Here is a 25,562-nt window from a genome sequence, read left to right as displayed (position 1 = left end):
CCTATATCGTCCGGAGCGGGCTGTCTATGATGAAAAGGAAGAAACCAATCGGAGACAGAGATATGCAAACGATTATGATCACCGGCTGTTCATCGGGTTTTGGTCTGGAGACGGCGCGTTATTTTCTTGAACAGGGCTGGAAGGTTATCGCCACAATGCGGGTTCCGCGCGAGGATCTGTTGCCGGCCAGCGACCGTCTGCGGCTGGTGCGTCTTGACGTCACCTCAGCGCAGAGTATCGCCGAGGCGATTGCCGAGGCCGGAGAGATTGACGTTCTGGTCAATAACGCCGGAGTGGGGATGCTCAATGCCCTGGAGGGGGCGTCACACGAGGCGATAGCGAACCTGTTTGCCACCAACACGCTTGGGACTATCGCCATGACCCAGGCGGTACTTCCCCGGTTCAGAGCGCGCCGTAGCGGGACGATCATTAATATCACCTCGGCGGTCACCCTGCAGCCGATGCCCCTGCTGGCGGTCTATACCGCGAGTAAAGCGGCGGTGAATGCCTTCACGGAGTCGCTGGCGCTGGAGCTGCGGCCCTTTAATATTCGCGTCGGTGTGATCCTGCCGGGACGCGCTCCCCAGACCCACTTCGGGGAAAACGCTCGTCGAACGATGGGCCAGCTCCCGGAGAGCTATGCGCCGCTCGGCCAGCAGATCCTCGACAGCATCCAGGATAACGCCAGCGTGACGCAGGCTGCCGATGTGGCTCAGGCCGTCTGGCGGATGGTGAACGATCCTCAAGCCCCTTCGCGGTTGCCGGCAGGGGAGGATGCCCTGGCGATGGCGCAGGCTATTCATAGTCGCGAATAATCGGGTTTCGCTTTGTCGCTGGCAGGGTTCGATGACGTTCAGGCTGGAAGCGCAGAAGGCGTGCGTTTTCCGGTCACGATGCAGCAGGCTAATGTTGAGAGGGAATGATACGAAACGAGATTGGTGCGTCTGAATGGACTCGAACCATCGACCCCCACCATGTCAAGGTGGTGCTCTAACCAACTGAGCTACAGACGCATTATGGTGCGTTTAATTGGACTCGAACCAACGACCCCCACCATGTCAAGGTGGTGCTCTAACCAACTGAGCTATAAACGCATAATGGTGCGTTCGATTGGACTCGAACCAACGACCCCCACCATGTCAAGGTGGTGCTCTAACCAACTGAGCTACGAACGCAATGTTGTGGTGACAACGGGGACGCATATTAGCGGCAGGCAGGGGATGTGGCAAGAGGTAAACGTCACTTTTCTTGTACATTGTATGCGATTGCGGATCTTTTACCCACTCCGGCGATATTTTACTGAACCACAAGGATATTTCTTCGCCAGCAGGCGCCTCGCCTCTCTTTTCTTTGCCGGTCTCACCCTGCGCGTAAGGGTTGCCGTTGTGTTAAATTATCGCCCACCAGAAGAGAGGAGTAATAAGGAAGATGAAATCGATTGGTATTTTCTGCGGTTCTTCAGCTGGCGAACATCCGCTGTATCTCGAAACCGCCCGACGGGTTGGCCACATGCTGGCGCAGCAGGGACTGGCTGTTGTCTATGGCGGCGGCAAAGTTGGCTTGATGGGGGCGGTTGCCGATGCGGCGCTGGAGGCCGGGGGCACGGTCATCGGCGTAATGCCGCGCGGCCTGGTGGAGCGGGAAATTGCCCACCGCGGGTTGACGGAGCTGCATGTGGTGGAGGATATGCACGAACGGAAAACTAAAATGGCGGCGCTGGCCGACGGCTTTATTGCTCTGCCGGGCGGAGCGGGGACGCTTGAAGAGATTTTCGAACAGTGGACCTGGGCGCAGTTGGGCATCCATGAAAAACCGTGCGCATTCCTGAATATCAAGGGGTATTACGATCCGCTGCAGGCGATGGTCAATAACATGGTACGGGAAGGATTTATGCACCCGCGCTACGCGGAGATGCTGCCGTTTGCTGCTTCGCCAGAGGAGATTATCGCCGGTTTCCGCGACTATACGCCTCCGGCCCGTAAATGGGTTCAGCAGCCCGCTATTTAAACATCAAGCGAAGGGTAAACAGCGCGCAGACGATGAGCAGAACCAACAGCAATTCGAAGCGATAGCGTTGCAGCATGATGTCCTCCTGAAAAAAAACCGGCGCTATTCAGCGCCGGTTTATCACCTTAACGCCCTGACCGTTATGCCGCCGGTTGTACCGCCGGTTTGGCTGCGTGGTGCGCCGCTTTATGGTGCTTCTTCGCCGCCTGGGCTTTCTGCGCTACGGCCGGTTTTGTCGCCGCTTTATGGTGTTTCTTTGCTGCCTGGGCTTTCTGCGCTACGGCCGGTTTCGCCGCGGCTTTATGGTGCTTTTTAGCTGCCTGGGCTTTCTGCGCTACGGCCGGTTTTGTCGCCGCTTTATGGTGTTTCTTCGCTGCCTGGGCTTTCTGTTCGGCTGCCGGTTTCGCCGCCGCTTTGTGATGTTTCTTGTGGTGAACGGTGGTGTGGCTGGCTGCGGTAGCCGGGGTGGTGGTCGCGGCGTCGGCTGCGAAAGCAACAGATGACAGACCCATAGCAGCGGCAACAACCAGAGCTAATACTTTTTTCATGCTGAAATCCTCGAATTGGTTTCCTGAGTAACCCCACTGCGGGGCTGTTGGCCACACTATATGCATCTCCGGGGCGCTCATCAGTGAGTCTTTGGTGTCGGGGAGTAACGGAATGTACAACGTCGGAACATAACTGAAGAAAGAAAAAGCCCGCCAGGGTGGCGGGCTTTGGCAGGATTAGCGCGCGGCGCGCTGTAAGATGATGCTGGAGGGCTGGCGCTGCAGAAAACGCATCCGCAGCATCATCATAATAGCGGCGGAGGTCAGGCCGATGATAAATCCGCACCAGAAGCCGGCGGGCCCCATGCGGGGGACAATCACGTCGGTCAGCGCCAGCAGGTAGCCGCTGGGTAAACCCAGCACCCAGTACGCGGTAAAGGTGATAAAAAAGATAGACCGCGTATCTTTATAGCCGCGCAGGATACCGCTGCCGATCACCTGAATAGAGTCCGAGATCTGGTAGACCGCCGCCAGCAGCATCAGATGCGAGGCCAGCATCACCACCTCCGGGTTATCGTTGTACAGCAGGGCAATTTGCTTACGCATCAGCACGGTAAAGATAGCGGTAAACACCGCCAGGCAGACGCCCACGCCCACACCCGTACGGGCGGAAACCTGGGCATCGATCGTTGAGCCCTGGCCGAGGCGGAAGCCGACGCGAATGGTGACCGCGGCCGCCAGCGACAGCGGCAGAACGAACATCAGCGAGCTGAAGTTCAGCGCAATCTGGTGGCCGGCGACGTCAATGATCCCGAGCGGGGAGACCAGCAGCGCGACGACGGCAAACAGGGTCACTTCGAAGAATAGCGCCAGGGCGATGGGTAGCCCCAGCTGCACCAGCCGCAGCAGGACGGCGAAATCGGGGCCGCTGAAGCCCTCGGCGCAGCGGATATCGCGCATCGAACGCGACCGGCGCACCCACCACAGCATGCTGGCAAACATCACCCAGTAAACGGAGGCGGTCGCCACGCCGCAGCCGACGCCGCCCAGCTCTGGCATGCCGAAATGGCCATAGATAAAGATATAGTTCACCGGAATGTTGACCAGTAAACCGATAAAGCCCATGACCATTCCGGGCTTGGTTTTTGCCAGCCCTTCGCACTGGTTACGGGCGACCTGGAAGAACAGATAGCCCGGCGCCCCCCACAGCAGCGCGCGCAGATAGCCAACCGCTTTCTCCGCCAGCAGCGGATCGATGTTATGCATGGAGCTGATGATATACCCGGCATTCCACAGCACGACCATGATCAGCACCGAGACCAGCCCCGCCAGCCAGAAGCCCTGACGTACCTGCGGCGCGATACGCTCCCGACGCCCGGAGCCATTAAGCTGCGCCACCACCGGGGTCAGCGCCAGCAGCAGCCCATGGCCGAAGAGAATGGCCGGCAGCCAGATGGAGGTTCCGATGGCCACCGCGGCCATATCGGTGGCGCTGTAGCCGCCCGCCATCACGGTATCGACAAAACCCATCGCCGTCTGCGCTACCTGCGCAAGAATGACGGGTATAGCCAGAGCTAATAACTGACGCGCTTCAATGAAATACTTCTGCACGTGAACACCTTTGTATTGTTGTTATTTTGAGACTAAAAAAGCCGCCGTAACTGGCAGCAAGGGGATAAAAATGAGGAAATTCCAGTCTATTGTAGCGAGGATTAGCCATTAAGCCAGTGAAAAAAGAGTCGAGGCACGAAGCGCGCTGGCAACCGCTCAGCCCTCCTGTTATTGTTCCCGATAGCGAAAACGGTAATGATACCGTCATGATTTTCAACAGGAGCCAAACATGTTTACTGGTATTGTTCAGGGAACCGCGAAAGTGGTCTCCATTGATGATAAACCCAATTTTCGCACCCACGTGGTGGAGCTGCCGGCGCATATGCTGGAGGGGCTCGAAACCGGGGCATCGGTAGCCAACAACGGTTGCTGTCTGACGGTGACCGACATCAACGGCGCGCGCATCAGCTTTGATCTCATGAAAGAGACGCTGCGGATTACCAATCTCGGCGATATTCAGGTCGGGGATGAAGTTAACGTCGAGCGGGCGGCGAAATTCAGTGACGAAATCGGCGGGCATTTGATGTCCGGCCATATTATGACCACCGCGGAAATCGTGAAGATGCTCACCTCCGAAAATAACCGTCAGATCTGGTTTAAAGTACAGGACCCGACGCTGATGAAATATATCCTTTATAAAGGATTCATCGGTATCGATGGCATCAGCCTGACGGTAGGTGAGGTGACGGCAACCCGATTCTGCGTGCATCTTATTCCGGAGACGCTGCAGCGGACCACGCTGGGGGCGAAAAAGCTGGGCGACCGCGTCAATATCGAGATCGACCCGCAAACCCAGGCGGTTGTCGATACGGTCGAACGCGTGCTGGCGGCGAAAGAGATGGCGGCAAAGGTCAGTGAAGCCTGAAAAAAAATCCCCCGCCGGTGAGCGGGGGACTGTGTTTTAACGGGCGACGCGCAGTCCGTGTTCAACCCCGCGCGAGAACACCACCTGCCAGAGCTGAATGTCGCGGGCGCGGAAGGCGCCGGCGCAGGCGTTCAGGTAATAACTGAACATGCGTTTGAAACGCTCTGAATAGTTATCGGCAATTTCCGGCCAGCTGGCGAGGAAACGCTCATACCAGGCCATCAGGGTGGTGTCGTAATCGGCGCCGAAGTTGTGCCAGTCTTCCATCACAAAGTGCTTCTCGCTGGCATCGGCGATCTGCCGTACCGACGGCAGGCAGCCGTTGGGGAAGATATATTTATTGATCCACGGGTCAACGTTATGGTCGGTGACTTTGGAACCGATGGTGTGCAGTAAGAAGCGGCCGTTGGGTTTTAAATTACGATCGGCGACCTCAAAGTAGGTGGCGTAATTTTTGGGACCCACATGCTCGAACATGCCGACGGAGACAATGCGGTCGAAGCTGTCGTGCAGATCGCGATAATCCTGAAGACGAATCTCTACGTCAAGGCCATCGCAGCGCGCCTGGGCCATCTTTTGCTGTTCGGCGGAGATGGTCACTCCGACAACGCTCACCTGGTAATTTCGCGCCATATATTCGGCAAGACCGCCCCAGCCGCAGCCGATATCCAACACTCGCATGCCTGGCTCGAGCTCCAGCTTACGGCAGATGAGATCCAGCTTATCCTGCTGCGCGGCTTCGAGGGTCTGCGCCTCTTTCCAGTAACCGCAGGAATATTGCATGTAGGGATCCAACATCCGGCTGAAAAGATCGTTGCCGAGGTCATAGTGCTCTTTGCCGACAATCCAGGCGCGTTTTTTACTTTGCAGGTTAAACAGGCGAGCGCCTGCGATGCGGAGTGTGTCTTTGAAATGATGAGGGAGTTGTTTTTCCAGCCCGGCGCGGAGCACTTTATGGAAGAATATATCCAGACGCTCGCAGTCCCACCAGCCGTCCATATAGCTTTCGCCTAAACCCAGCGACCCCTCCTGCAATACGCGTTTAAAAAAAAGAGGGTTTTTAATCCGCAGGTCTGACGGCGCGGAGCCGTTGATTTCAATTCCCGCACGGCCCAACAATTCAGCTGCAATCCGGTACCAGTCATCATTTGGTACACTTACTTCTTCTATACACGATGAACTCATAGCTTCTCCATCACGCCCAAGTGATCAGAACCTTAAAACAGCGTAGACGCTTTTTTGGCTTTGTGAGAAATCTCACGGATAATCCGTGAAGTCGCTATCCGACGTAGAACAGAGGAAGGGAGATAACCCTTGCCGAAAGGCCTTCCATGGTGAAACGGAGGCATCCTGCATCCGTTAATCTGTTAAATATTTTTTATTTATGTGAACCCGGATCCAGTATAGGACGCTAAGTACTGGCTTTCAATAAAAATATCTTAGCGTGCTAATCACTGGTCCGGGCTCTGGCGACGGGCGTCAGGCGTGGGAAGAGTGGGCCGCCAGCTCTGGCGTCTGCTGCAGTCGATAACCCACTCCGGCTAACAAAATAGAGACCAGCATCACGCTGGTGGTGGTCAGCAGCGGCGTGGCGATCAGCGCGGAGACTAACAGGCTGGTCAGGAAGCACAGGCCAAGCTGGAGCGTGTTCTGCAGCGCCGCCGCGCGGCCGGTTGCCTGCGGGAAAGGCTTCAGCGCCTGAGCGACCACGATAGGGTAGATCCCGCCGTTGACTACCGCCATCAGACAGAACGGGATCATTAACGCCACCAGCGAGGCATGCGTTTGCAGACCCACCAGCCAGGTGGCGGCGACGCTGACGGCGAAGATCACCAGCAGCCAAGGTAGCATCTGCTGTCCGGACCATTTTTGCAGCAGCGCGCGACAGCCATAACCGCCCACCAGAAAAGCGATGGTCTGCGGGATATAGCTCAACCCGATAGCGGTTGGGCCGTAGCCCATCTCATGAAGGATAAACGGCGAACCGGTAAGCCAGGCGAAGAAGCTGGCGGAACAGGCGGCGTAGATCAGGACGTTGCCGCTGTATTCCCGGGAGCGCAGCAGCGCGAGAAAAGTGATTTTCTTTTCAGTCACAGTGGCCGACTTAGCGGCGGCTTTCAGGCGCAGGGCAGGCAGCATCAGCAGCAGGGTGATGGCAAACAAGGTGGCGAAGATGGCCTGCCACTCGAAATGCACCAGCAGCCAGCTGCCCAGCAGCGGGGCCAGCGCAGGGGACAGCCCTACCAGCGGCATAATGGTGGCGAAGATGCGGTTGGTGCGCTGGGCGGGATAGTAATCGGTCACCATCGCCTGCCAGGTGACCGCCGCGGCGCAGACGCCAATCGCCTGCAGAAAGCGCAGCGCCAGCATCAGAGTGGCGTTCTGCACCCACAGCATCCCCAGGCAGCCGACCGCGAAAATCGCCAGGCCGCTCAGCAGCACCGGTTTGCGCCCGTAGCGGTCCGACAGCGGCCCCCAGAACAGCTGGCCCAGCGCGAAGCCGGCAAGGAACAGGCTCAGGCTGGCGCTAATGGATGCGGCGGAGGTGTCGAGATCCTGCTGCATGGCGGCAAATGCCGGCAGGTACATATCGGTGGCCAGAAAGCCCAGCACGCTCAGGCCGGCCAGCCAGACTAAAAATCCTTTCCCAGGTTGTGACATAACGTTCTCTTTTTTGGAGTACAGGTACGATGCCGCAGAGTGTAGGGAGTGCATGGTGGCTTGTGAAACGCTAATATTTGTCACATGCATTCAAAAATTTTGCAGGCAGAAAATGTGGTCTGAATACTCTCTGGAAGTGGTTGATGCCGTCGCCCGTAACGGCAGCTTCAGCGCGGCGGCGCAGGAGCTGCACCGGGTGCCTTCCGCCGTCAGCTATACCGTGCGTCAGCTCGAAGAGTGGCTGGCCGTCCCCTTGTTTGAGCGCCGTCATCGTGACGTGGAGCTGACCCCCGCCGGGGTCTGGTTTTTACAGGAAGGGCGCTCTGTTATCAAAAAAATGCAGATCACCCGCCAGCAGTGCCAGCAAATCGCTAACGGCTGGCGCGGGCAGTTGTCAATCGCGGTGGACGATATCGTGAAACCCGCGCGGATGCGCCAGATGATCGTGGATTTCTATCGCCATTTTCCCGACGTCGAACTGATCGTTTTCCAGGAAGTGTTTAACGGCGTATGGGATGCGCTGGCCGACGGCCGCGTGGAGCTGGCGATTGGCGCAACGCGCTCTATTCCTGTCGGGGGGCGCTACGCGTTCCGCGATATGGGGATGCTGAGCTGGGACTGCGTGGTGGCGAGCGATCATCCGCTGGCGAAGATGGCGGGTCCGCTGAGCGATGATGTTCTGCGCAATTGGCCGTCGCTGGTGCGGGAGGATACCTCGCGTTCATTGCCCAAAAGGACAACGTGGCTGCTGGATAACCAGAAGAGGGTGGTGGTCCCCGACTGGGAATCGTCGGCCACCTGTCTGTCGGCAGGGCTCTGCGTCGGCATGGTGCCAAGCCATTTCGCCCGGCCATGGGTGGATCGCGGCGAGTGGACCGCGCTGGCGCTGGAAAATCCGTTTCCGGATGCGGCCTGCTGTCTGACCTGGCAGCAGAATGATGCTTCACCGGCGTTAAACTGGATGCTGGACTACCTGGGGGACAGCGACACGTTGAATCGGGAGTGGCTGCGGGCGCCGGAGTGATCCGCGCCCGCCAATGCTTTAGCGACGATAGTCGACAAACGGGCCATCCGCCACCGAGCGGCGTTCGACCAGCCGAGGGTGCACTTCGATAGACTGCGACTCTTCGCGCTTGTTGACGATACGATCCAACAACATATTGAACGCGGCTTCGCCCAGCGAATCTTTCGGCTGATGAATGGTGGTTAACGCCGGGCTGAAATAGCGGGCGTTGCGCACATTATCATAACCGATCAGCGAAATGTCCTGCGGCACGCGCAGCCCCATTTCATCCGCGGCGCAGATGGCGCCCATCGCCATAATGTCGCCGCCGCAGAAGACCGCCGTTGGACGGTGCTGCTGGCTGAGGATCTGCTGCATGGCGCGGTAGCCGGACTCCGGCTCGAAGTCGCCCTGTACAATCCAGTTTTCCGGCACGCTGATATGCGCCTCTTTCATCGCCTGCATGAAGCCGGCCAGTCGCCCCGCGCCGGTGTTGCGCTCCAGCGGGCCCGGGATCACGCCGATTTCGCGGTGACCGCGTTCAATCAGGTAACGTCCGGCGATATACCCGCCCTGGAAGGCGTTATCGATCACCGCATCGGTAAAGTCGGCTTTGGCTTCGCCCCAGTCCATCACCACCATCGGAATATGGCGGTACTCTTCCAGCATGCTCAGGACGGAATCCGGATATTCCGAACACATTACCAGCAGACCGTCGACGCGTTTTTGCGCCATCATCGACAGATAGGCACGCTGTTTTTCCGGGTCGTTCCAGGCGTTGCCGAGGATCAGAGTATAGCCCTTCTGGAAACAGCTCTTTTCCACGGACTCAATGATTTCAGCGAAATAGGCGGCTTCGCTACTGGTCGCCAGCAGGCCAATCGATTTTGTATGATTGACTTTCAGGCTGCGGGCCACGGCGCTCGGCGAGTAGTGCAGCTCTTTAATCGCCGCCCATACCGCATTACGCGTCTCTTCGGCAACGAAACGGGTTTTGTTAATTACATGTGATACAGTTGTAGTGGAAACGTTTGCGCGCTTCGCTACATCTTTAATAGTTGCCATTACATCTCACTCCATGCCTTGACCTGATCGCCTGATCATCGATACGTAAACGTTTGCCTACACACACCCTGAATACAATTTTCAACATTGCATCACGTCGGGAAAACGACACAGAACGACAGGAAGGGGTCAATGGCCGATACGCTTTTAAATTAGCGTGGGATTTTGTCCGATCTTGGGGCAAAGTGGAAGAGCAAAAATGTGCATCGCCCTAAATCCCGGAAGATTTTTGCGATTTTTTGTGCAAAAATGAGCAAGCTCACTTTTGGTGTGGGGATAACAAGAGGGAAAAATGATGGATACCAATTTAAAGTTTTCGCTGATCACCACGATTATTGCTCTCGGCGTGATCGTCGCATTCAGCCTGACCGCCATTCTGCACTAATGCTCCAATGAGGGAGGAGCGCGGCTTCCTCCCCGTATCCCGCCATTATTATCAATTCTGCAAAAATCTTTTGTCATTTCGTTCACTTTTGTTTTTTTGTGATTGATGTCATGCTTTTGGCTTCTGATGTTATGCCGTCCTTCCTGACGGTCTGATGGAGTCATTGAATGAAAATCAACTTTCCTTTACTCGCGCTGGCGATCGGCGCCTTTGGCATCGGTACCACCGAGTTCTCCCCAATGGGATTGCTGCCGGTGATTGCCAAAGGCGTGGACGTTTCAATACCGGTGGCGGGAATGCTGATCAGTGCATATGCCATCGGCGTCATGGTCGGCGCGCCGCTGATGACTCTGCTGCTGTCGCATCGCGCCCGACGCAATGCGCTGATTTTTCTGATGGGGATCTTCACCGTCGGCAACCTGCTGTCATCCATTGCGCCGGATTACACTACGCTGCTGCTGTCGCGCATTATTACCAGCCTCAACCACGGCGCCTTTTTTGGCCTGGGGTCGGTGGTGGCGGCCAGCGTGGTGCCCAGGCACAAGCAGGCCAGCGCGGTGGCCACCATGTTTATGGGCCTCACCATCGCTAATATCGGCGGCGTGCCTGCCGCGACCTGGCTTGGGGAAACCATCGGCTGGCGGATGTCCTTCCTCGCCACCGCGGGGTTAGGCCTGCTGGCAATGGTGAGCCTGTGGTTCTCCCTGCCGAAGGGCAGCGCGGGCGAGCGGCCGGATGTCAAACAAGAGCTTTCGGTCCTGTTACGGCCGCAGGTGCTCTCAGCCTTGCTGACCACCGTGCTGGGCGCCGGGGCGATGTTTACGCTGTATACCTACATTTCGCCGGTCCTAAATACGCTGACCCATGCTTCATCGCTGTTTATTACCGCGATGCTGGTGCTGATTGGGGTTGGTTTTTCGCTGGGCAACTATCTGGGTGGCAAATTCGCCGACCGGTCGGTCTCCGGCACGCTGAAAGGCTTTCTGCTGCTGCTGATGGCGATCATGCTGGCGATCCCGCTGCTGGCGCAATCCCAGGCGGGGGCGGCCATCAGTATGATCGTCTGGGGCGCAGCCACCTTTGCGGTGGTGCCGCCGCTACAGATGCGAGTGATGCGCGTGGCGCATGAGGCGCCGGGGCTCTCATCTTCGGTGAATATCGGGGCGTTCAACCTTGGCAACGCGCTGGGCGCCGCCGCCGGCGGGGCGGTGATCTCCGGCGGACTGGGATACGCTTTTGTGCCGGTGATGGGCGCGATCATTGCCGGTCTGGCGCTGCTGCTGGTCTGGTTTAGCGGACGAGCGCAGCCGGAAGAGGCCTTTGCCAGTCAGTCATAAACGGGTGGGAAAGCGCTAAAAAAACCGCAGCCGGGGGGGACCCAGCTGCGGTTTGTCGTTTATGCGGCCAGGTTAGCGGCAACGAACTTCCAGTTAACCAGCGCCCAGAAGTGATCCAGATAGCTTGGACGGGCGTTGCGGTAGTCGATGTAGTAAGCGTGTTCCCAGACGTCAACGGTCAGCAGCGGCTTGGCGTCGGTGGTCAGCGGGGTACCGGCGTTGCTGGTGGAGACGATAGCCAGGCTGCCGTCGGCATTTTTAACCAGCCAGGTCCAGCCAGCGCCAAAGTTTTTCGCCGCGGCGTCGGTAAATTTGGCCTTAAACTCAGCGAAGCTGCCGAAGGATTTGGCAATAGCGGCAGCCAGCTCGCCTTCCGGTTCGCCGCCGGCGTTCGGTGCCAGGCAGTTCCAGTAGAAGGTGTGGTTCCACACCTGCGCCGCGTTATTGAAAACACCGCCTTCAGAGGTGCGCACGATCTCTTCGAGCGATTTCCCTTCGAATGCGGTGCCTTTGATCAGGTTGTTAAGGTTAGTGACATACGCCTGGTGGTGTTTACCGTAGTGGTATTCCAGGGTTTCTGCGGAAATGTGCGGCGCGAGGGCGTCTTTTGCATATGGTAATGCAGGTAATTCAAACGACATTGCTACTCTCCTTATAACTTTTTTGTTTTATCTCACATTGACAAGATGAGGTTTTCACCTGAATCGAGTGCTTACCGGCCGACGCTGTCGCGTCCCGGCCTGTTATTGTATTGAGAATGTTAACATTTGCCGCAGGCAGTGAAAAGCCTTACAACGATAAAGGCTATTATCACAGGCGCAACTGCCGAAGGCTTAACCGTTTTCTGCGGAGCAGAGCGTAAGACGCCCGTAGATGTTGCAAAAATGTATAAGTTAAAGGGGGCAGGGTCTACATTCTCTCGCCGCGATGGTTCATTTCTCAGCACGTCATTCGAAGATCCCTGCAGCGCAAGCGCCTGAGTGGAAATAAGCATTCTAAATCAATTAATTAATGATGCTATGCTTTCAGGTAATCGCCGCTATGCCAATAATTCATTGTCTATTTTTATATTTGTATGACAAATATAGCCGCCGGCAGCAATTTCCACAGGATGGCTACGATGGCAAAAACAGATGAAGTGGTAAGCCCGAAAATGATCCCGGTAGTGCAGGGGATCGTTGACTGGATCGAAGCACATATTTTTGACACCCTGCCGGTGAGCGCGATAGCGAAAAAGTCCGGCTACTCGCACTGGTATTTCCAACGGCAATTCGCCATGGTGACCGGCTGTACGCTGGCGAGCTACGTCAGCCGACGGAAGATGACCATCGCGACAATCTATTTAACGCAGACCGAGGCCTCGATGCAGAGTATTTCTCAACGTTTGGGGTACGACGGGCAGGCGGCATTCTGCCGCACCTTTCACCGTCACTTTGGCATGTCGCCCACCCGCTATCGTCGGGAAGGGCCGGTCACAGAGGCGAATATGCAGTTTCCCCTGACGGTAGGGGCGGAGAACGGGCAGGTGAAGAGGGCTGCCGCCGTAGCGGCAGACCGGGATCAGCGAATGGTTTTCGGGGTCATGACGCGCCGGGCGCCGACGTAATGGCGAACCCAGTAATCTTCGCTCAGGGAGGTGATTTGTATATCGCGACCTGTGCGCGGTGACTGAATGAATTTCCCGTTGCCGACGTAAACGCCTACGTGGTCGGCAGTGCCGCGTCCGCGGGTGCGGAAGAAGACGAGGTCGCCGCTCTGCAGTTCGTCACGATCGACCGGACGCGCATCGCGCAGGTGATACATTTCGTTGGCGGTACGCGGGATATGAATCTTGACCAGGTCTTTGTAGGCGTAATAGACCAGCCCGCTGCAGTCGAACCCGGTGCGCGGGGAGGTGCCGCCCCAGCGATATGGTTTACCCAGCTGGCCCATCAGTTTGTTCATGGCGGTACTCTGCGCTTTTTGCACCCGGACTTTATGCGCATCGGCGATCGTCAGATTCGCTTCGCTGGCCTCGGGTTTACAGCGCTTTTTATAGCCCTTACGCACCACGCATTTGCTTTTGACGCTGTTCAACGCCAGGGTAGGCTCGGCGCTGGCGGCCACCGTTTTCGCGCACTGCTTTTTATACCCTTTACGCAGCACGCATTTTTTCGTGGCGCCGACGGCCTGACGATGAAGCGCGGTTTGGCTTGCTGCGGTAGTGCGGGTAGGGAGCCGGGTGCTCGAGGACTTTTTACTGGTGGTTTTAGCGGTGGTTTTACTTTTTTGACTGGTTGCTTTTTTCTTGCGCTCTGAGCCGCTTTTCGCGGGCAACGCCTTTGGCGAGGCGGAGGCGTGCGTATGCCCTGAAGCCTGAGCCAGTGGTGTGAATGAGATAGATGTGAACAGTAATGCACAGAGCGATATCGCGATTTTGTTTAGCCGCGCCACTGAGCAATCCCCTGATTAATTACAGACATGTACAAATGCCTGACGATGAATGACAAACCGGAACGATTCTAAAGCATAAAAACCCGGAAAGTTAATATTCTTTTGTATCAAAAATGTCGATTGGTTAACGATTGCAAGAAAACGCGTCAGACATTGACCGCCTCGCACAGAAAATGCGCAACGCGCGCCTGCCCGCGGCGTCAAAATGATATTTTTAAGGCAACTTCGCGCAACAGAAGATAAAATATGAATAGTGAAAAAAATGTTATTATCGGTCCTGCCCTCGGGACGCTACAATGACAAGTTACTGCCGTAGAAAGAAGTTTAAGGAAGCACGACAATGAGCTCGACTTTAGAAAAGATCCAACGCCAAATCGCTGAAAACCCGATCCTGCTGTACATGAAAGGTTCGCCGAAGCTGCCAAGCTGCGGTTTCTCCGCTCAGGCCGTTCAGGCGCTGTCCGCCTGTGGCGAACGTTTCGCTTACGTTGATATTCTGCAGAACCCGGATATCCGCGCTGAGCTGCCAAAATATGCCAACTGGCCGACCTTCCCGCAGCTGTGGGTGGACGGTGAACTGGTGGGCGGCTGCGATATCGTCATCGAAATGTACCAGCGCGGTGAACTGCAGCAGCTGATCAAAGAGACCGCGGCGAAATATCACACTGACGAGCCGAAAGCGGAATAATTCCAGCTGTCAGTAAAAAAGCGACTTCCTGGAAGTCGCTTTTTTTATCACTCCGGCGTCGCTACCGGCAGCGGCCAGCCGCCCAGACGCTTCCAGCGGTTCACTATCTCGCAAAACAGCTGCGCCGTCTGCTCGGTATCGTAGAGGGCGGAATGGGCCTGCGCGCCGTCGAACGGCATCCCCGCGGCAATACAGGCTTTCGACAGCACCGTCTGGCCCAGCGCCAGCCCGCTCAGCGCGGCGGTGTCGAAGGTGACAAACGGATGGAACGGGTTGCGTTTTAGCCCCGCCCGTTCGGCGGCGGTCATGGTGAAGCTGTGGTCAAATGTGGCGTTGTGCGCCACCATGATAGCCCGACTGCAGTCGCTCTCTTTCATCCCTTTGCGTACCATTTTGAAGATGGCATGCAGGGCATCGTATTCGCTAACGGCGCCGCGCTCTGGATCGTGCGGGTTAATCCCGTTAAAGGCCAGCGCTTCGGGCTGGAGATTGGCGCCCTCGAAAGGTTCAACATGGAAATGCAGCGTTTCATCGGGCATCAGCCAGCCATGCTCATCCATCTTCAACGTAATGGCGGCGATCTCCAGCAGGGCGTCGGTTTTGGCATTAAATCCTGCGGTTTCAACATCAATCACCACTGGATAAAAACCGCGGAAACGGTCGCACAGACCATTCAGTTGAGCGTTCTCGGACATCAGATTCTCTTAGCTGGTAAAAAGTAGCGCGCATTATGGCAAATTTTGCCACGGCTTGCAGCAGGCAGGGGTGAAAACAACGGGCGCCGCAGCGCCCGGGCGAGCGATGAAAATAAAGACGCTATGGTCGGGAGGGGTTAGTTGCCCAGCCCTTTGCCGGCGTCTTTCTCTTCAATCAGCTCAATTTTGTAACCGTCAGGATCTTCCACGAAGGCGATAACGGTGGTGCCGCCTTTTACCGGCCCGGCTTCACGGGTGACGTTGCCCCCGTTCTGGCGGATCCGCTCGCAGGCTTCGGCGGCGTTGTCGACGCTCAGCGCGATGTGACCGTAGGCGGTGCCCAGCTCATAGCTGTCCACGCCCCAGTTGTAGGTCAGTTCGATCACCGCGGTATCGCTCTCTTCGCCGTAGCCGACGAAGGCGAGGGAGTATTTGTACTCCGGGTTTTCGCTGGTGCGCAGCAGCTTCATGCCCAACACGTTGGTATAGAAGTCGATAGAACGTTGCAGGTCGCCAACGCGCAGCATGGTATGGAGTAAGCGCATAATGTCCCCTATGCAGTTTATTTGCTAGATCAGAGCGTTGAGTATAGCGGCGATACGTCGCCGCTATCAATGGAGGGATTACAGCGTAGGATAATCGGTGTAGCCTTCCGCGCCGCCGCCGTAGAAGGATTCCGGGCGCTGTGGGTTAAGCGCCGCTTTTTTCTGCAGGCGGGCCACCAGATCCGGGTTGGCGATGTAATCGCGGCCAAAGGCCACGGCATCAATCAGCCCTTTGTTGATCAGGTCGTTGGCTTTTTCAACGGTGTAGGCGCCAGCGCCAATGATCACGCCAGGGAAGCGGTCGCGAACTTTCTGACGGAAAGCTTCACTATACGGCTTGCCGCCCGCCCAGTCCGGCTCGGACATGTGCAGATAGGCGATACCGCGTTTCGCCAGCTCGCTAATCAGATACAGCGCGTCTTCTTCTTCATTCGGGCCATTATCCACATTCTGGAAGCTGCCAATCGGCGACACGCGGATGCCAATCCGGTCAGCGCTCCACTCTTTGCTCACGGCGTCGACCACTTCCAGCACCAGACGGGCGCGGTTTTCCACGCTGCCGCCATACTGGTCGGTACGCTGGTTCGCCGACGGCGAGAGGAACTGGTGCAGCAGATAGCCGTGGGCCGAGTGCAGTTCAACCAGATCGAAACCGGCGTCACGGGCATTGCCCACCGCCTGACGGAAATCATCGACGATCCCCGGGATCTCTTCGGTTTCCAGAGCGCGAGGCATCGAGGTGTCGACGCGGATGGCGTGGCCGTTTTCGTCGCGCAGCGAGGTGCGGGTGCCGGCGCTCAGCGCAGACGGCGCTACCGGTGCGGCGCCGCCGGGCTGCAGGCTGCTATGGGAAATTCGTCCGGTGTGCCACAGCTGCACGGCGATATGGCCGTTTTCCGCGTGAACGCCGGCGGTGATTTTCTGCCAGGCGGCAATCTGCTCCGGGCTGTGCAGCCCTGGCGCGCCGGCATAGCCTTTGGCCTGGGCGGAAATCTGCGTCGCTTCGGTGATGATCAGCCCGGCGCTGGCGCGCTGACGGTAGTATTCGCCCATCAGCGGGGTAGGGATATCGCCCGGCTCGATGCTGCGCAGACGCGTCAGTGGAGCCATAAATACGCGATTAGGGACGGTGACGGCACCGACTTTCAACGGGGTGAATAATTTTGATTCCGACATAATGACTCCTGAGTAGACCGGTCGTCTAGGAACTGATGAAATAAAAACGCCTGTTATACAGCAGGCGCCGCAATAATCTGTTTCGCGTGGGCAAGGGCGCTCTCCAGCGGCGTTGCGCTACGCGTTATTTTGGCCTGCAGGTTGGCGCCGAGCCACAGGGAATAGAGTACCTGCGACAGCGTCCTGGCCTCGCCGTCAAAGGTCAGATTGCCTTCCTGACGCCCTTTCTCCAGCGCGTCGCCCAGCAGGGCGATGATCTGGCTGGCGCCGTGGTCCATGGCGGTGCGCATGTCTTCCGAGAGATCGCAAACCTCTGCCGACAGCTTGACGGTGAGACACCCGCTAATAATCCCCTGCTGGTAAAACTGATTCAGCGTGTGCTGATAGTAGGCCAGCAGCCGATCGCGATAGTTGCCCTCGCCATGGGCGAAGTGATCGACCAGGCGCTGCAGATATCCGGCGTAATGGTTTTCAAGCAAGGCGACGCCGAAGGCTTCTTTAGAGCGAAAGTAATGATAGAAAGAGCCCTTGGGCACTTCCGCCGTCTTCAGGAGTTCGCTCAAGCCCATGCCGGTAAAGCCGCGATGCATGCATAGCTGCTCGCCGGTGGCCAGGATATGTTCTCGGGTATCGCAATCGCTGTGTTTGTTCATGGCGCACACTGTAGTAGACCGATTGGTCTAATGCAAGACTTAGCGCAAAAATGTTAGCTGGCGCAGCACGGAGTGAACAAAATTTGCGTCGGCGCTGGGAAACGTCTTCAATGAAAGGAGATGAGGGGACAGGAGGCGTGTGGTGGCAGAGCAGTTAGAGTTTTTCCCGGTGCAGAGCCCGTGCCGGGGAATTTGTCAGACCGATGAGCGCGGCTACTGTCGCGGCTGTTTCCGTAGCCGTGAGGAGCGTTTTAACTGGCAAACGATGAGCGATGCGCAGAAACAGGAGGTATTGCGTCTGTGCCGTCAACGCCTGCTGCGCAAAATACGCGCGAACAGACCAGAGGCGGCGGAAGAACCGCAGCAACCCTCACTGTTTTAAGCCAAAAATTACGTATACTCAGAGCACTTTTTTATTGAGGAAGCGGTTATGGTTCAGCGTATTGCTATGGCTCCCCAGGGGCCGGAATTTTCGCGTTTTGTGATGGGCTACTGGCGTCTGATGGACTGGAAAATGTCGCCAGACGAGCTGGTCGGCTTTATCGAACAGCATCTCGATTTAGGCATTACCACCGTCGATCACGCCGATATCTATGGCGATTACCAGTGTGAATCCGCCTTTGGTGAAGCCCTGAAGCTGGCGCCGCATCTGCGTAGCCGGATGGAGATTGTCAGCAAATGCGGCATTGCCACCCGGGCGCGCGCTGAAAACACCATCGGTCACTACATTACCGACCGGGACCACATCGTGCTCAGCGCTGAGCAATCGCTGCGCAACCTGGCAACGGACCATCTCGATCTGCTGCTGATCCACCGGCCGGATCCGCTGATGGACGCCGACGAGGTGGCTGAAGCCTTCCTCGCGTTGCACCACAGCGGCAAGGTACGTCATTTCGGCGTCTCGAACTTTACCCCTGCCCAGTTCACCCTTCTGCAGTCGCGCCTGCCGTTTACACTTGCCACCAACCAGGTGGAGATCTCGCCGGTGCATCAGCCGTTGCTGCTTGACGGTACCCTCGACCAGCTGCAGCAACTGCGTATTCGTCCGATGGCCTGGTCCTGCCTCGGCGGCGGCCGCCTGTTTAATGAAGAGGGCTTTCAGCCGCTGCGCGACGAGCTGGCCCAGGTGGCCCACGAGCTCAACGCCGACAGCATCGAGCAGGTGGTTTACGCCTGGGTGATGCGCCTGCCGTCGCAGCCGCTGCCGATTATCGGCTCGGGTAAAATTGAGCGCGTGCGCTCGGCGATTGTGGCCGAAAAACTGAGTATGACCCGCCAGCAGTGGTTCCGTATCCGCAAAGCCGCGCTCGGTTACGACGTGCCGTAACGGGCATTTCGCCTCCGGAAAGCAGTTCCTGGTTTACACTTAACAGAGAGACAGCCATCCGGAGGTGTTATGCAACGATGTATTCTCGCTATCCTTTCCCTCGCATTTTGCGCTGGCGCGCAGGCCGTCAGTGAAGATGTGCCACTTAATCTCGTGACCAGCCAGGGCGTTGGTCAATCCATCGGCAGTGTAAAAATCACCGAAACCGACCGCGGACTCGAATTTGCTCCTAATCTGCGGGCGTTACCCCCGGGCAAGCACGGCTTTCATATTCATGCTGAAGGCAGCTGCCAGCCGGCGATGAAAGAGGGCAAAGCCGTAGCCGCCGGAGCGGCGGGCGGACATTACGATCCGCAACATACCGGTAAACATGAAGGGCCGTTGGGCACCGGGCATCTTGGCGATCTACCGCTGCTGGTGGTCAACGACGCGGGTGTGGCTGACCAGCCGATTATCGCTCCGCGTCTGAAAACGCTGGCGGAAGTGAAAGGCAAAGCGCTGATGGTTCATGTCGGCGGCGATAACATGGCCGACAGTCCGCAGCCGCTGGGCGGCGGCGGCGAACGGTTTGCCTGCGGGGTGATTAAGTAATCTTTTCGCCAATCGTTCCGGCGACCGGAGCCTGTTCCAGCTGCGACAGCGCGCAATACAGTCGCCATATCGCGGCGGCCAGCTCCCGGGCCGCCGGCTGATGATGGTGGTTCAGAACTTCGCAGATCCGCAGCAGCTCCTGCAGCGTGGAGGCCAGCGGCCGCTGCTGCACGCCACGCTCGCTCATCACATCGCGCAGCAGGTTGATACACAGGTCGCGCACCTGGGCGAGAGGATCGGAGCGCGTTTCCCACTCGCGAAGCTGCCAGACCACGTGGGAGCAGTTCAGCAATACCACCCCCCAGCGCAGCAGCCAGCGGCGAGCCAGCGCATCCTGGCTCTGACTGAGCTGGCTGACATGGTGATATACCAGCGATTCAAATTCGTGCTCGCTGTGCTGGGGGTGGCGGCTGAGCTGATCGACAAAGTGACGCCGTAACGCTCTGATGTGGCGTCGACCTTTACGGGCGTCCGAGCCGGGACTGAGCACCGCAAAGGCCAGCCATGCAAAGCCCACGCCGACAATCTTACTTAAATTGTCATTAAAAAAGGCCGCATAGTCGTAAACCGGTGGGTTGGTGACGGAGATAAACGAGCCCATAAAGACGATAAGCTGCCCCCACAGGCCGGCAAATTTTGGCCACTGCAGCTTGAGTAACTGCATGGTGGTCAGCAACGGGAACAGAAACAGCAAGAACTGCCACAGGTCGGTTATCTGCACCATCAGGCCAAATTTCACCACAAAACTGAACAGCGACAGCAGCACCAGGGTCTGCATCAGCAGCGTCAACGAACGAAACGGCGAGGCGGAAACCGAATAGAGCACGCAGCAAATGGAGGCCAGGGTCAGGGCCGCCGCGCAGCTGGTCCACTGGGTACTGATCCCCCACGCGCCAATCGCCACCAGCGCGCAAAAGGTACGGATGCCGTTGAGCAATGCCTCTGCCTGGTCGGTGTGGCGGGCCAGCGCGGGCGCGGAAGGGACATTGAACTCGGCGATCGCCGAGGCATTTTCAACCCGGCGGATCCAGCGGCTGCTTTCCAGATAAATGCGGCAGAAATAGCGTAACCGCGCCCAAAAGGCGAGGTGGCGGTAATCCGCGTCCGGCGGCGGCGCCAGCGGCGCCAGAATGCGGGCGACGTGATAGCTGTCAGCACTGGAGGTGGCGAGCTCCGCGAGCAACAATTCCAGCACCTGGCGGGTATTGGCCGGGGCGTCAGGCCAGTTCAGCAGCATACGCCGCAGACTGGAAATGACGCTGGTCATACGGAGCTGCTGGTGCAGCAGGTAGTTCAGCAGGGGATTTTGCCGACGGAAGCGGTAGTGGCTCCAGAAGGCCTGGATGCGCAGCAGGTTCATGGTCAGGATTTGGCCAATTACGCTTTCATGGGCGGTGCGGATGGCATCCGTCGTTTCCGGGACCCACAGCAGACTGGCGTGCTCCAGCAGGCGGGCGTGCATGGTTTTCAGGGCCGTCAGCAGATTGCTGCCATCGGAGGTGCTGGGCAGGATCATCATCATCAACCCGCCGCACAAGATCCCAACGATGACTTCGCACACGCGCGACTGGGCAATCACCCATAGCTCGTAGCTGTCGCTGATATTAATCACCGGAAAGGCGATGATGGCGCAGGTATAGCCCGCCAGCTGAAAGGCGTAGGCCACGTTATTGGTGAACAAGGCGCAGGCCCAGGTGCACAGCGCCAGCCAGCCGGAGATACTGAACAGAAACAGCCAGGGATCGTTGAGCGTATGGCCCGCCAGCAGCAGGGCGGCGCAGGCGCCGAGAAGGCTGCCGGCAATGCGGCCAAAACTTTTACTGATCACCCCGCCGACGGTGGGAAAGCTGACCACCGCCGCGGAGGTCATCGCCCAGTAGGGCTCATCCAGATCCAGTGCGTAGGCGATGCTTAACGCGAGACACATGGCGATGCCGTTGCGTAGCGCGTATCGCCACTGCGGTCGGGTGGCTTTAACCCAGGGCAGCGTGCGCCATGACAGGGTCTGCAGATTCATCACTGTCCGCCGATCGAGACGGTGCAGGTGGTACCGGAGACCAGAGTGACATCGGCCGGCAACGTATCAAAGGCAATCCGCACCGGCACGCGCTGGGCGAGGCGGACCCAGGGGATATTCGGTTTGATATTGGCCACCAGCCCGGTTCCCTGTTCCACGCTCTGGTCGACAATCGCGCGACCGATGCTGGCGACATGCCCCTGCAGCGTCTGCTGATTGCTGTAGAGAATGATTTGCGCCGGATCGCCGATGCGAATATGGCGCAGTTTGGTCTCTTCAAAGTAGCCCAGCACGTAGAACGAATGGCTGTCCACCAGGGCAAAGACCGGATGGCCGGTGGTGGCGTAATCGCCGACCCGGGTGGAGAGGTTAGTCACCCAGCCGTCTACCGGCGCTTTGACGACCGTCTGGCTGAGCTGCCACTGCGCATGTTTCAGCGCCGCCTCGCTGACACCGACTCCCGCTCTGGCGGCCGCCAGGGTAGTGGTGGCGGTATTCAGGGCGGTATTGGCGTTTTCAAGGTCTTCAGCTGAGATGGCATTTTGCGACAGGTTTCTGCGACGGCGGGCTTCGCTGGCGGCTTTGCTTTGCTCCGCCTGCGCTTTCGCCACCTCAGCTTGCGCTTTCGCCAGCTGCGCCTGGGCGTTCAGCACCGCGATGCGGTAGGGGGTGTCGTCGATGGTAAACAATACCTCACCGGCCTTGACCTGCTGGTTATCGGCCACGTTCAGCTGCAATATACTGCCGGAAACCTGAGGGGTGATCCCGACCTGCTCGGCGCGCACTTTACCGTCGCGGGTCCAGGGGGACTGAGTGTAGAAATTCCATAACAACCACGCGGCAACCAGAGCGATGGCCGCCACCAAGAGTGTTGAAAGATATTTTAATTTTTTCATAGCAGGAAGATCACCAGGCAATCAGTAACACCAGGGCCAGACAGACCGAGAGCGCGAACAGGGAGAGATCCATCAGCAGTGGATGCCAGATGTCGCCCGCATACATCCAGTCACGCAGCTGGCGATGTAAAAACAGCCAGATAAAGAAGCCCAGCAGGACGGCTTTGAACAACGGAGGGAAATAGACGGATGCGCCGAACACCAGGTCCTGCAGCGGCAATCCGGATGAATTAAGACTCAGTTTCACAAGCAAAAATCCTTTGCCATAACAGGGATAACCTCAGGACGTGCTACTCTTTAACAGTGTAAATCATTGTTTTGGTTTTTGTTGAATCAAGTAATTCATTTGTTTTGATTATTCAAATGCTGCACACTATTCTAAAATCAGTATAATAACTTAGCAAGCTAATTATAAGGAGATGAAATTGGAATCGCCACTTGGTTCTGATCTGGCACGTTTAGTTCGCGTCTGGCGCGCGCTAATCGACCATCGCCTGAAACCTCTGGAGTTAACGCAGACCCACTGGGTTACGCTGCATAACATCCACCAGCTGCCGCCTGAGCAGTCGCAGATCCAGCTGGCGAAAGCCATCGGTATTGAACAACCGTCCCTGGTGCGCACGCTCGATCAGCTGGAGGAGAAAGGGCTTATTTCTCGCCAGACCTGCGCAAGCGATCGGCGAGCCAAACGCATCAAGCTGACGGAAAAAGCCGAACCGCTGATCAACGAGATGGAAGAGGTGATAGGCAAAACCCGCGATGAAATCCTCGCAGGGGTCTCGAAGCAGGAAGTGGAAACGTTGCTTCACTTAATTCGTAAACTTGAACAAAATATCCTCGATCTCCAGGCAAAAGATTAATCGTTTTGCGGCCCGGTTTATCCCGGGCCTTTTTTTACCTGCCCTGGCGTCGCCAGATTACCACCCGGTTACGTCCGCTGTTTTTTGCTTCATACATGGCTTCGTCCGCGCGCTGGACGCACTCTTCGGCGGTCACACTGCCGTCATGGGTCGTATACACGCCCATACTGATGGTCATCCGCTCCGGCAGAGGGGTTTGCTCGGCGCTGACCGCCAGGCGGACGCGCTCAGCGATCGCCTGCGCCTCGTCCTCTGCGGTGTTGACCAGCAGCAGGGCAAACTCCTCACCGCCAATGCGGGCGGCCGCGTCATCCTTACGCGAATGGCTGTCCAGCACCGAGGCGGCAAACTGGATCACCTTGTCGCCGGCGATGTGGCCATAGTTATCGTTGATGCGTTTGAAATGGTCGAGGTCGCAGATGATCACCGACAGCGGATGCTGGGCCTTCACCTTTGCCAGCTGCTGGTTGAGGGTATCGTAGAAGAAGCTGCGGTTGTAAAGCCGGGTCAGCGGGTCGCGTATCGAATTCTGGTATGAGTTGACATACTTGTGGTTAGACTCGCGATAGAGGATAAAGACGTCTACCAGCAGCACCAGGATCAGGAACAGGGTGCACAGCGTTTCAAAAAAACGCGCCTGATACCAGGCCTGATCGAGCTCCCCAACGGCAGAGAGCAGCTGGAAAATGGTGAACAAATATGCGCTGCAAAAAAAAGCGCCGCTGTACCAGAAAATATTGCGCAGTTTGCTAAACCAAATTATTAAAATCAGCGCGATAAACCAGACTGCCATCAGCAGCCAGCCAATAATACTCCGCCACAGCGGCGTAAAAGTATGGCTCAGATCGTCAATAAACCTAATGCTCAACCATGGCGAGTGGCTGGAGTAGATCCATGACAAAAAAATTATCATTAACGTAAAAACAATACATGCCGCGAAAGTCATTACATGGGCTTTAAAGGAGTGCATGATCCGTCGGCGAAAATAATACAAAATAATTGACGACGTGAATAAGACGGCCATCATTATATTGCGAAAGAAATAATATATCACAGCGTCATTTTGTTTCACCACCGGCGCGGGATTACAGCTGAGCCAGTCCGGATAGCTACTGAGGGTGCCCAGCATCAGTAACGCCGAACAGGCAAAACCGAAAGCGACAGGCGTCAGATACAGGCGACGCTTGCTGCTCCAGTATTTCATGCCCATAAAACAGGCAATAGTGATATGAAAAACCATCAGAAAACTGGTCAGCAGGGGAAATAGTATTGATGAGGTGCTGTTGAATCTGGTCTCAAAAGAGCTGGTTAACCCGGTAATGCCGACTCCGGCCAGCAAACAAATAAAAAAATAAATGATAAGACGTCTAACAACATGATTCACATGTTTGTTCATAGGCAATATTCCAGAATAATAACAACAGCAACGAGGTTGGGTTGGCTTAATAATATTAACGGTTATAAGAGTAGTGGGGGCTGTGGGCAAAGATATTGCGCAGGCGCAATGATTGATGAAATATTAAAATTAATATGTGTTATCGCTAATACAAAACTTTTACGGCGAGATAAATGTGGGTGATAAGTACGATGCGGCGCAACTGGCCGCATCGTGACAGGTGTTAGCGAGGAGAGACGGTGACCTGGCTGCCGCTGCCGGCAATGGCTACGCGCTGTCCAACAGAGAACGGGGTGCTGCCCTGTTTCTGTACCACCATGATGGTGTTGCCATCATCTTTACGAATTTCCAGTTCCACGCCCTGGGTTTTATTCATGGCGCCCTGTACGCCCTGACCGGCTACGCCGCCCGCGACCGCGCCAGCCGCAGTGGCCAGAGAACGTCCGGTGCCGCCGCCGATGGTATTCCCGAGGAAGCCGCCTAGAACCGCGCCGCCAATCGCCCCGATGGCATTGCTGTCGTCGCCGCTCTGGATCTGTACGGCGCGGGTATGCACGATGGTACCGTATGTCACGCTCTGCACCTGTTTGGCTTCAGATGCGGAATAAACGTCGCCGGACAGGCCGCTGCTGCTCACACAGCCCGCGAGCGTAAAACCAATCATCGATACAGCCAAAACACGTAAAATCATTTATGAATCTCCTGTTCACCGAAGGTGTTCAATTGAACGTCCATGCGGTTAATTATATGGCATTTAGTCGTCGGCGGGCATAGCTTCCCCCCGGGATATACAAAAAATAATAATTAATGGTGCTTCAACCTAAACTAAACGCCGGTTCTTTACGATGTTCTCCGAAATGTCT

General features: G+C 56.8%; 28 protein-coding genes and 3 tRNA genes. 12 read left to right on the top strand and 19 right to left on the bottom strand.

Annotated elements, in window-relative coordinates; genetic code table 11:
* Nucleotides 1-62 precede the first annotated feature (62 nt).
* Complete coding sequence (locus tag ACQUTI_RS02955) at nt 63-815, top strand: SDR family oxidoreductase (protein WP_186601886.1); 753 nt, start codon at nt 63-65, stop codon at nt 813-815.
* 121 nt (nt 816-936) lie between these two features.
* Here the strand turns inward: ACQUTI_RS02955 and ACQUTI_RS02950 are convergent.
* The 3 genes from ACQUTI_RS02950 to ACQUTI_RS02940 all read right to left on the bottom strand — a co-directional run bounded on the left by ACQUTI_RS02950 (nt 937) and on the right by ACQUTI_RS02940 (nt 1,175).
* Nucleotides 937-1,013: transfer RNA gene (locus ACQUTI_RS02950), tRNA-Val, on the bottom strand.
* A gap of 4 nt (nt 1,014-1,017) precedes the next feature.
* A tRNA-Val gene (locus tag ACQUTI_RS02945) sits at nt 1,018-1,094 on the bottom strand.
* A gap of 4 nt (nt 1,095-1,098) precedes the next feature.
* Nucleotides 1,099-1,175: transfer RNA gene (locus ACQUTI_RS02940), tRNA-Val, on the bottom strand.
* Between the two features lie 253 nt (nt 1,176-1,428).
* Here ACQUTI_RS02940 and ACQUTI_RS02935 point away from each other — a divergent pair.
* Nucleotides 1,429-2,007, top strand: coding sequence for a TIGR00730 family Rossman fold protein (locus ACQUTI_RS02935; RefSeq protein WP_004202897.1), 579 nt, complete (start codon nt 1,429-1,431; stop codon nt 2,005-2,007).
* A 140-nt stretch (nt 2,008-2,147) separates the two neighbouring features.
* Here ACQUTI_RS02935 and asr read toward each other — a convergent pair whose 3' ends face one another.
* Both asr and mdtK read right to left on the bottom strand, forming a co-directional pair.
* Nucleotides 2,148-2,555: an acid resistance repetitive basic protein Asr gene (gene asr / locus ACQUTI_RS02930; RefSeq protein ID WP_117129975.1), complete on the bottom strand. Its 408-nt coding sequence runs from the start codon at nt 2,553-2,555 to the stop codon at nt 2,148-2,150.
* 177 nt (nt 2,556-2,732) lie between these two features.
* Nucleotides 2,733-4,106 carry an MdtK family multidrug efflux MATE transporter gene (gene mdtK / locus ACQUTI_RS02925; protein WP_004202895.1) on the bottom strand — a complete coding sequence of 458 codons (1,374 nt, stop codon included), beginning with the start codon at nt 4,104-4,106 and terminating at the stop codon, nt 2,733-2,735.
* 229 nt (nt 4,107-4,335) lie between these two features.
* Between mdtK and ACQUTI_RS02920 the strand changes: the two genes are divergently transcribed.
* Nucleotides 4,336-4,971: a riboflavin synthase subunit alpha gene (locus tag ACQUTI_RS02920; protein ID WP_117129976.1), complete on the top strand. Its 636-nt coding sequence runs from the start codon at nt 4,336-4,338 to the stop codon at nt 4,969-4,971.
* Nucleotides 4,972-5,007: 36 nt separating this feature from the next.
* Here ACQUTI_RS02920 and cfa read toward each other — a convergent pair whose 3' ends face one another.
* On the bottom strand, nt 5,008-6,156 hold the full coding sequence (cfa, locus tag ACQUTI_RS02915) for a cyclopropane fatty acyl phospholipid synthase (protein ID WP_023318439.1): 1,149 nt from the start codon (nt 6,154-6,156) through the stop codon (nt 5,008-5,010).
* A gap of 294 nt (nt 6,157-6,450) precedes the next feature.
* On the bottom strand, nt 6,451-7,632 hold the full coding sequence (gene punC / locus ACQUTI_RS02910) for a purine nucleoside transporter PunC (protein WP_004202891.1): 1,182 nt from the start codon (nt 7,630-7,632) through the stop codon (nt 6,451-6,453).
* 112 nt (nt 7,633-7,744) lie between these two features.
* Here punC and punR point away from each other — a divergent pair, with 112 nt between their 5' ends.
* Nucleotides 7,745-8,656, top strand: a complete 912-nt coding sequence (gene punR / locus ACQUTI_RS02905; RefSeq protein WP_004202889.1) for a DNA-binding transcriptional activator PunR — start codon at nt 7,745-7,747, stop codon at nt 8,654-8,656.
* A gap of 18 nt (nt 8,657-8,674) precedes the next feature.
* Here the strand turns inward: punR and purR are convergent, their stop codons facing one another.
* Nucleotides 8,675-9,700 carry an HTH-type transcriptional repressor PurR gene (gene purR, locus ACQUTI_RS02900; protein WP_004202888.1) on the bottom strand — a complete coding sequence of 342 codons (1,026 nt, stop codon included), beginning with the start codon at nt 9,698-9,700 and terminating at the stop codon, nt 8,675-8,677.
* Between the two features lie 292 nt (nt 9,701-9,992).
* Between purR and ACQUTI_RS02895 the strand changes: the two genes are divergently transcribed.
* Both ACQUTI_RS02895 and ACQUTI_RS02890 read left to right on the top strand, forming a co-directional pair.
* Nucleotides 9,993-10,085: a YnhF family membrane protein gene (locus ACQUTI_RS02895; RefSeq protein WP_002907776.1), complete on the top strand. Its 93-nt coding sequence runs from the start codon at nt 9,993-9,995 to the stop codon at nt 10,083-10,085.
* Nucleotides 10,086-10,252: 167 nt separating this feature from the next.
* Nucleotides 10,253-11,422, top strand: coding sequence for an MFS transporter (locus tag ACQUTI_RS02890; RefSeq protein WP_004202887.1), 1,170 nt, complete (start codon nt 10,253-10,255; stop codon nt 11,420-11,422).
* Between the two features lie 59 nt (nt 11,423-11,481).
* Here ACQUTI_RS02890 and sodB read toward each other — a convergent pair whose 3' ends face one another.
* Nucleotides 11,482-12,063 carry a superoxide dismutase [Fe] gene (sodB, locus tag ACQUTI_RS02885; protein WP_004202885.1) on the bottom strand — a complete coding sequence of 194 codons (582 nt, stop codon included), beginning with the start codon at nt 12,061-12,063 and terminating at the stop codon, nt 11,482-11,484.
* 479 nt (nt 12,064-12,542) lie between these two features.
* On the opposite strand from sodB, the gene ACQUTI_RS02880 reads away from it, so the two are divergent.
* On the top strand, nt 12,543-13,028 hold the full coding sequence (locus ACQUTI_RS02880; protein ID WP_004202883.1) for a helix-turn-helix domain-containing protein: 486 nt from the start codon (nt 12,543-12,545) through the stop codon (nt 13,026-13,028).
* Here the strand turns inward: ACQUTI_RS02880 and ACQUTI_RS02875 are convergent.
* Entirely contained in the window at nt 12,983-13,855 is an 873-nt protein-coding gene (locus tag ACQUTI_RS02875) for a C40 family peptidase (protein WP_004189707.1), read from the bottom strand. The two genes, ACQUTI_RS02880 and ACQUTI_RS02875, sit on opposite strands and share 46 nt — an antisense overlap.
* Before the next feature lie 340 nt (nt 13,856-14,195).
* Between ACQUTI_RS02875 and ACQUTI_RS02870 the strand changes: the two genes are divergently transcribed.
* On the top strand, nt 14,196-14,543 hold the full coding sequence (locus ACQUTI_RS02870; RefSeq protein WP_002907768.1) for a Grx4 family monothiol glutaredoxin: 348 nt from the start codon (nt 14,196-14,198) through the stop codon (nt 14,541-14,543).
* A gap of 47 nt (nt 14,544-14,590) precedes the next feature.
* On the opposite strand, the gene rnt is transcribed toward ACQUTI_RS02870, so the two are convergent.
* The 4 genes from rnt to ACQUTI_RS02850 form a co-directional block, all read right to left on the bottom strand.
* Nucleotides 14,591-15,238: a ribonuclease T gene (gene rnt, locus ACQUTI_RS02865; protein WP_048294973.1), complete on the bottom strand. Its 648-nt coding sequence runs from the start codon at nt 15,236-15,238 to the stop codon at nt 14,591-14,593.
* A gap of 137 nt (nt 15,239-15,375) precedes the next feature.
* Complete coding sequence (gene gloA, locus ACQUTI_RS02860; RefSeq protein WP_004202879.1) at nt 15,376-15,783, bottom strand: lactoylglutathione lyase; 408 nt, start codon at nt 15,781-15,783, stop codon at nt 15,376-15,378.
* A gap of 78 nt (nt 15,784-15,861) precedes the next feature.
* Nucleotides 15,862-16,959 (bottom strand): alkene reductase, encoded by a 1,098-nt coding sequence (locus ACQUTI_RS02855; protein WP_004202878.1) that lies wholly within the window; start codon nt 16,957-16,959, stop codon nt 15,862-15,864.
* Nucleotides 16,960-17,012: 53 nt separating this feature from the next.
* The gene (locus ACQUTI_RS02850; protein WP_428923201.1) at nt 17,013-17,612 is read right to left on the bottom strand and encodes a TetR/AcrR family transcriptional regulator; all 600 of its coding nucleotides are present in this window, start codon (nt 17,610-17,612) and stop codon (nt 17,013-17,015) included.
* Between the two features lie 139 nt (nt 17,613-17,751).
* Here ACQUTI_RS02850 and ACQUTI_RS02845 point away from each other — a divergent pair, with 139 nt between their 5' ends.
* The 3 genes from ACQUTI_RS02845 (at nt 17,752) to sodC (ending at nt 19,530) form a co-directional block, all read left to right on the top strand.
* Nucleotides 17,752-17,994 carry a DUF1289 domain-containing protein gene (locus ACQUTI_RS02845; RefSeq protein ID WP_017901094.1) on the top strand — a complete coding sequence of 81 codons (243 nt, stop codon included), beginning with the start codon at nt 17,752-17,754 and terminating at the stop codon, nt 17,992-17,994.
* Between the two features lie 48 nt (nt 17,995-18,042).
* Entirely contained in the window at nt 18,043-18,939 is an 897-nt protein-coding gene (locus ACQUTI_RS02840) for an aldo/keto reductase (protein ID WP_004202873.1), read from the top strand.
* A 69-nt stretch (nt 18,940-19,008) separates the two neighbouring features.
* Nucleotides 19,009-19,530 carry a superoxide dismutase [Cu-Zn] SodC gene (gene sodC / locus ACQUTI_RS02835; protein WP_017901092.1) on the top strand — a complete coding sequence of 174 codons (522 nt, stop codon included), beginning with the start codon at nt 19,009-19,011 and terminating at the stop codon, nt 19,528-19,530.
* On the opposite strand, the gene ACQUTI_RS02830 is transcribed toward sodC, so the two are convergent.
* Genes ACQUTI_RS02830 through ACQUTI_RS02820 form a run of 3 tightly spaced genes read right to left on the bottom strand, consistent with a single transcriptional unit; the run spans nt 19,523 to nt 22,690 of the window.
* Nucleotides 19,523-21,547 (bottom strand): FUSC family protein, encoded by a 2,025-nt coding sequence (locus tag ACQUTI_RS02830; protein WP_069602975.1) that lies wholly within the window; start codon nt 21,545-21,547, stop codon nt 19,523-19,525. The genes sodC and ACQUTI_RS02830 overlap by 8 nt on opposite strands.
* Entirely contained in the window at nt 21,547-22,443 is an 897-nt protein-coding gene (locus ACQUTI_RS02825; RefSeq protein ID WP_023318434.1) for an efflux RND transporter periplasmic adaptor subunit, read from the bottom strand. The genes ACQUTI_RS02830 and ACQUTI_RS02825 overlap by 1 nt, the downstream gene beginning before the upstream one ends.
* Before the next feature lie 10 nt (nt 22,444-22,453).
* Nucleotides 22,454-22,690, bottom strand: coding sequence for a DUF1656 domain-containing protein (locus ACQUTI_RS02820; protein WP_004202868.1), 237 nt, complete (start codon nt 22,688-22,690; stop codon nt 22,454-22,456).
* A gap of 172 nt (nt 22,691-22,862) precedes the next feature.
* On the opposite strand from ACQUTI_RS02820, the gene slyA reads away from it, so the two are divergent.
* On the top strand, nt 22,863-23,303 hold the full coding sequence (gene slyA / locus ACQUTI_RS02815) for a transcriptional regulator SlyA (RefSeq protein WP_017901090.1): 441 nt from the start codon (nt 22,863-22,865) through the stop codon (nt 23,301-23,303).
* Between the two features lie 34 nt (nt 23,304-23,337).
* On the opposite strand, the gene ACQUTI_RS02810 is transcribed toward slyA, so the two are convergent.
* Nucleotides 23,338-24,699 carry a sensor domain-containing diguanylate cyclase gene (locus ACQUTI_RS02810; RefSeq protein WP_064187154.1) on the bottom strand — a complete coding sequence of 454 codons (1,362 nt, stop codon included), beginning with the start codon at nt 24,697-24,699 and terminating at the stop codon, nt 23,338-23,340.
* Nucleotides 24,700-24,922: 223 nt separating this feature from the next.
* A complete protein-coding gene (gene slyB / locus ACQUTI_RS02805) occupies nt 24,923-25,390 on the bottom strand; it encodes an outer membrane lipoprotein SlyB (RefSeq protein WP_002907749.1) in 468 nt (155 codons plus the stop codon).
* Nucleotides 25,391-25,562 lie beyond the last annotated feature (172 nt).

Source organism: Klebsiella sp. 7-CIP_Kleb. (genome assembly GCF_050378655.1).
Taxonomy (GTDB): Bacteria; Pseudomonadota; Gammaproteobacteria; order Enterobacterales; family Enterobacteriaceae; genus Klebsiella; species Klebsiella quasipneumoniae.
This window is presented reverse-complemented; position numbering and strand designations above follow the sequence as displayed.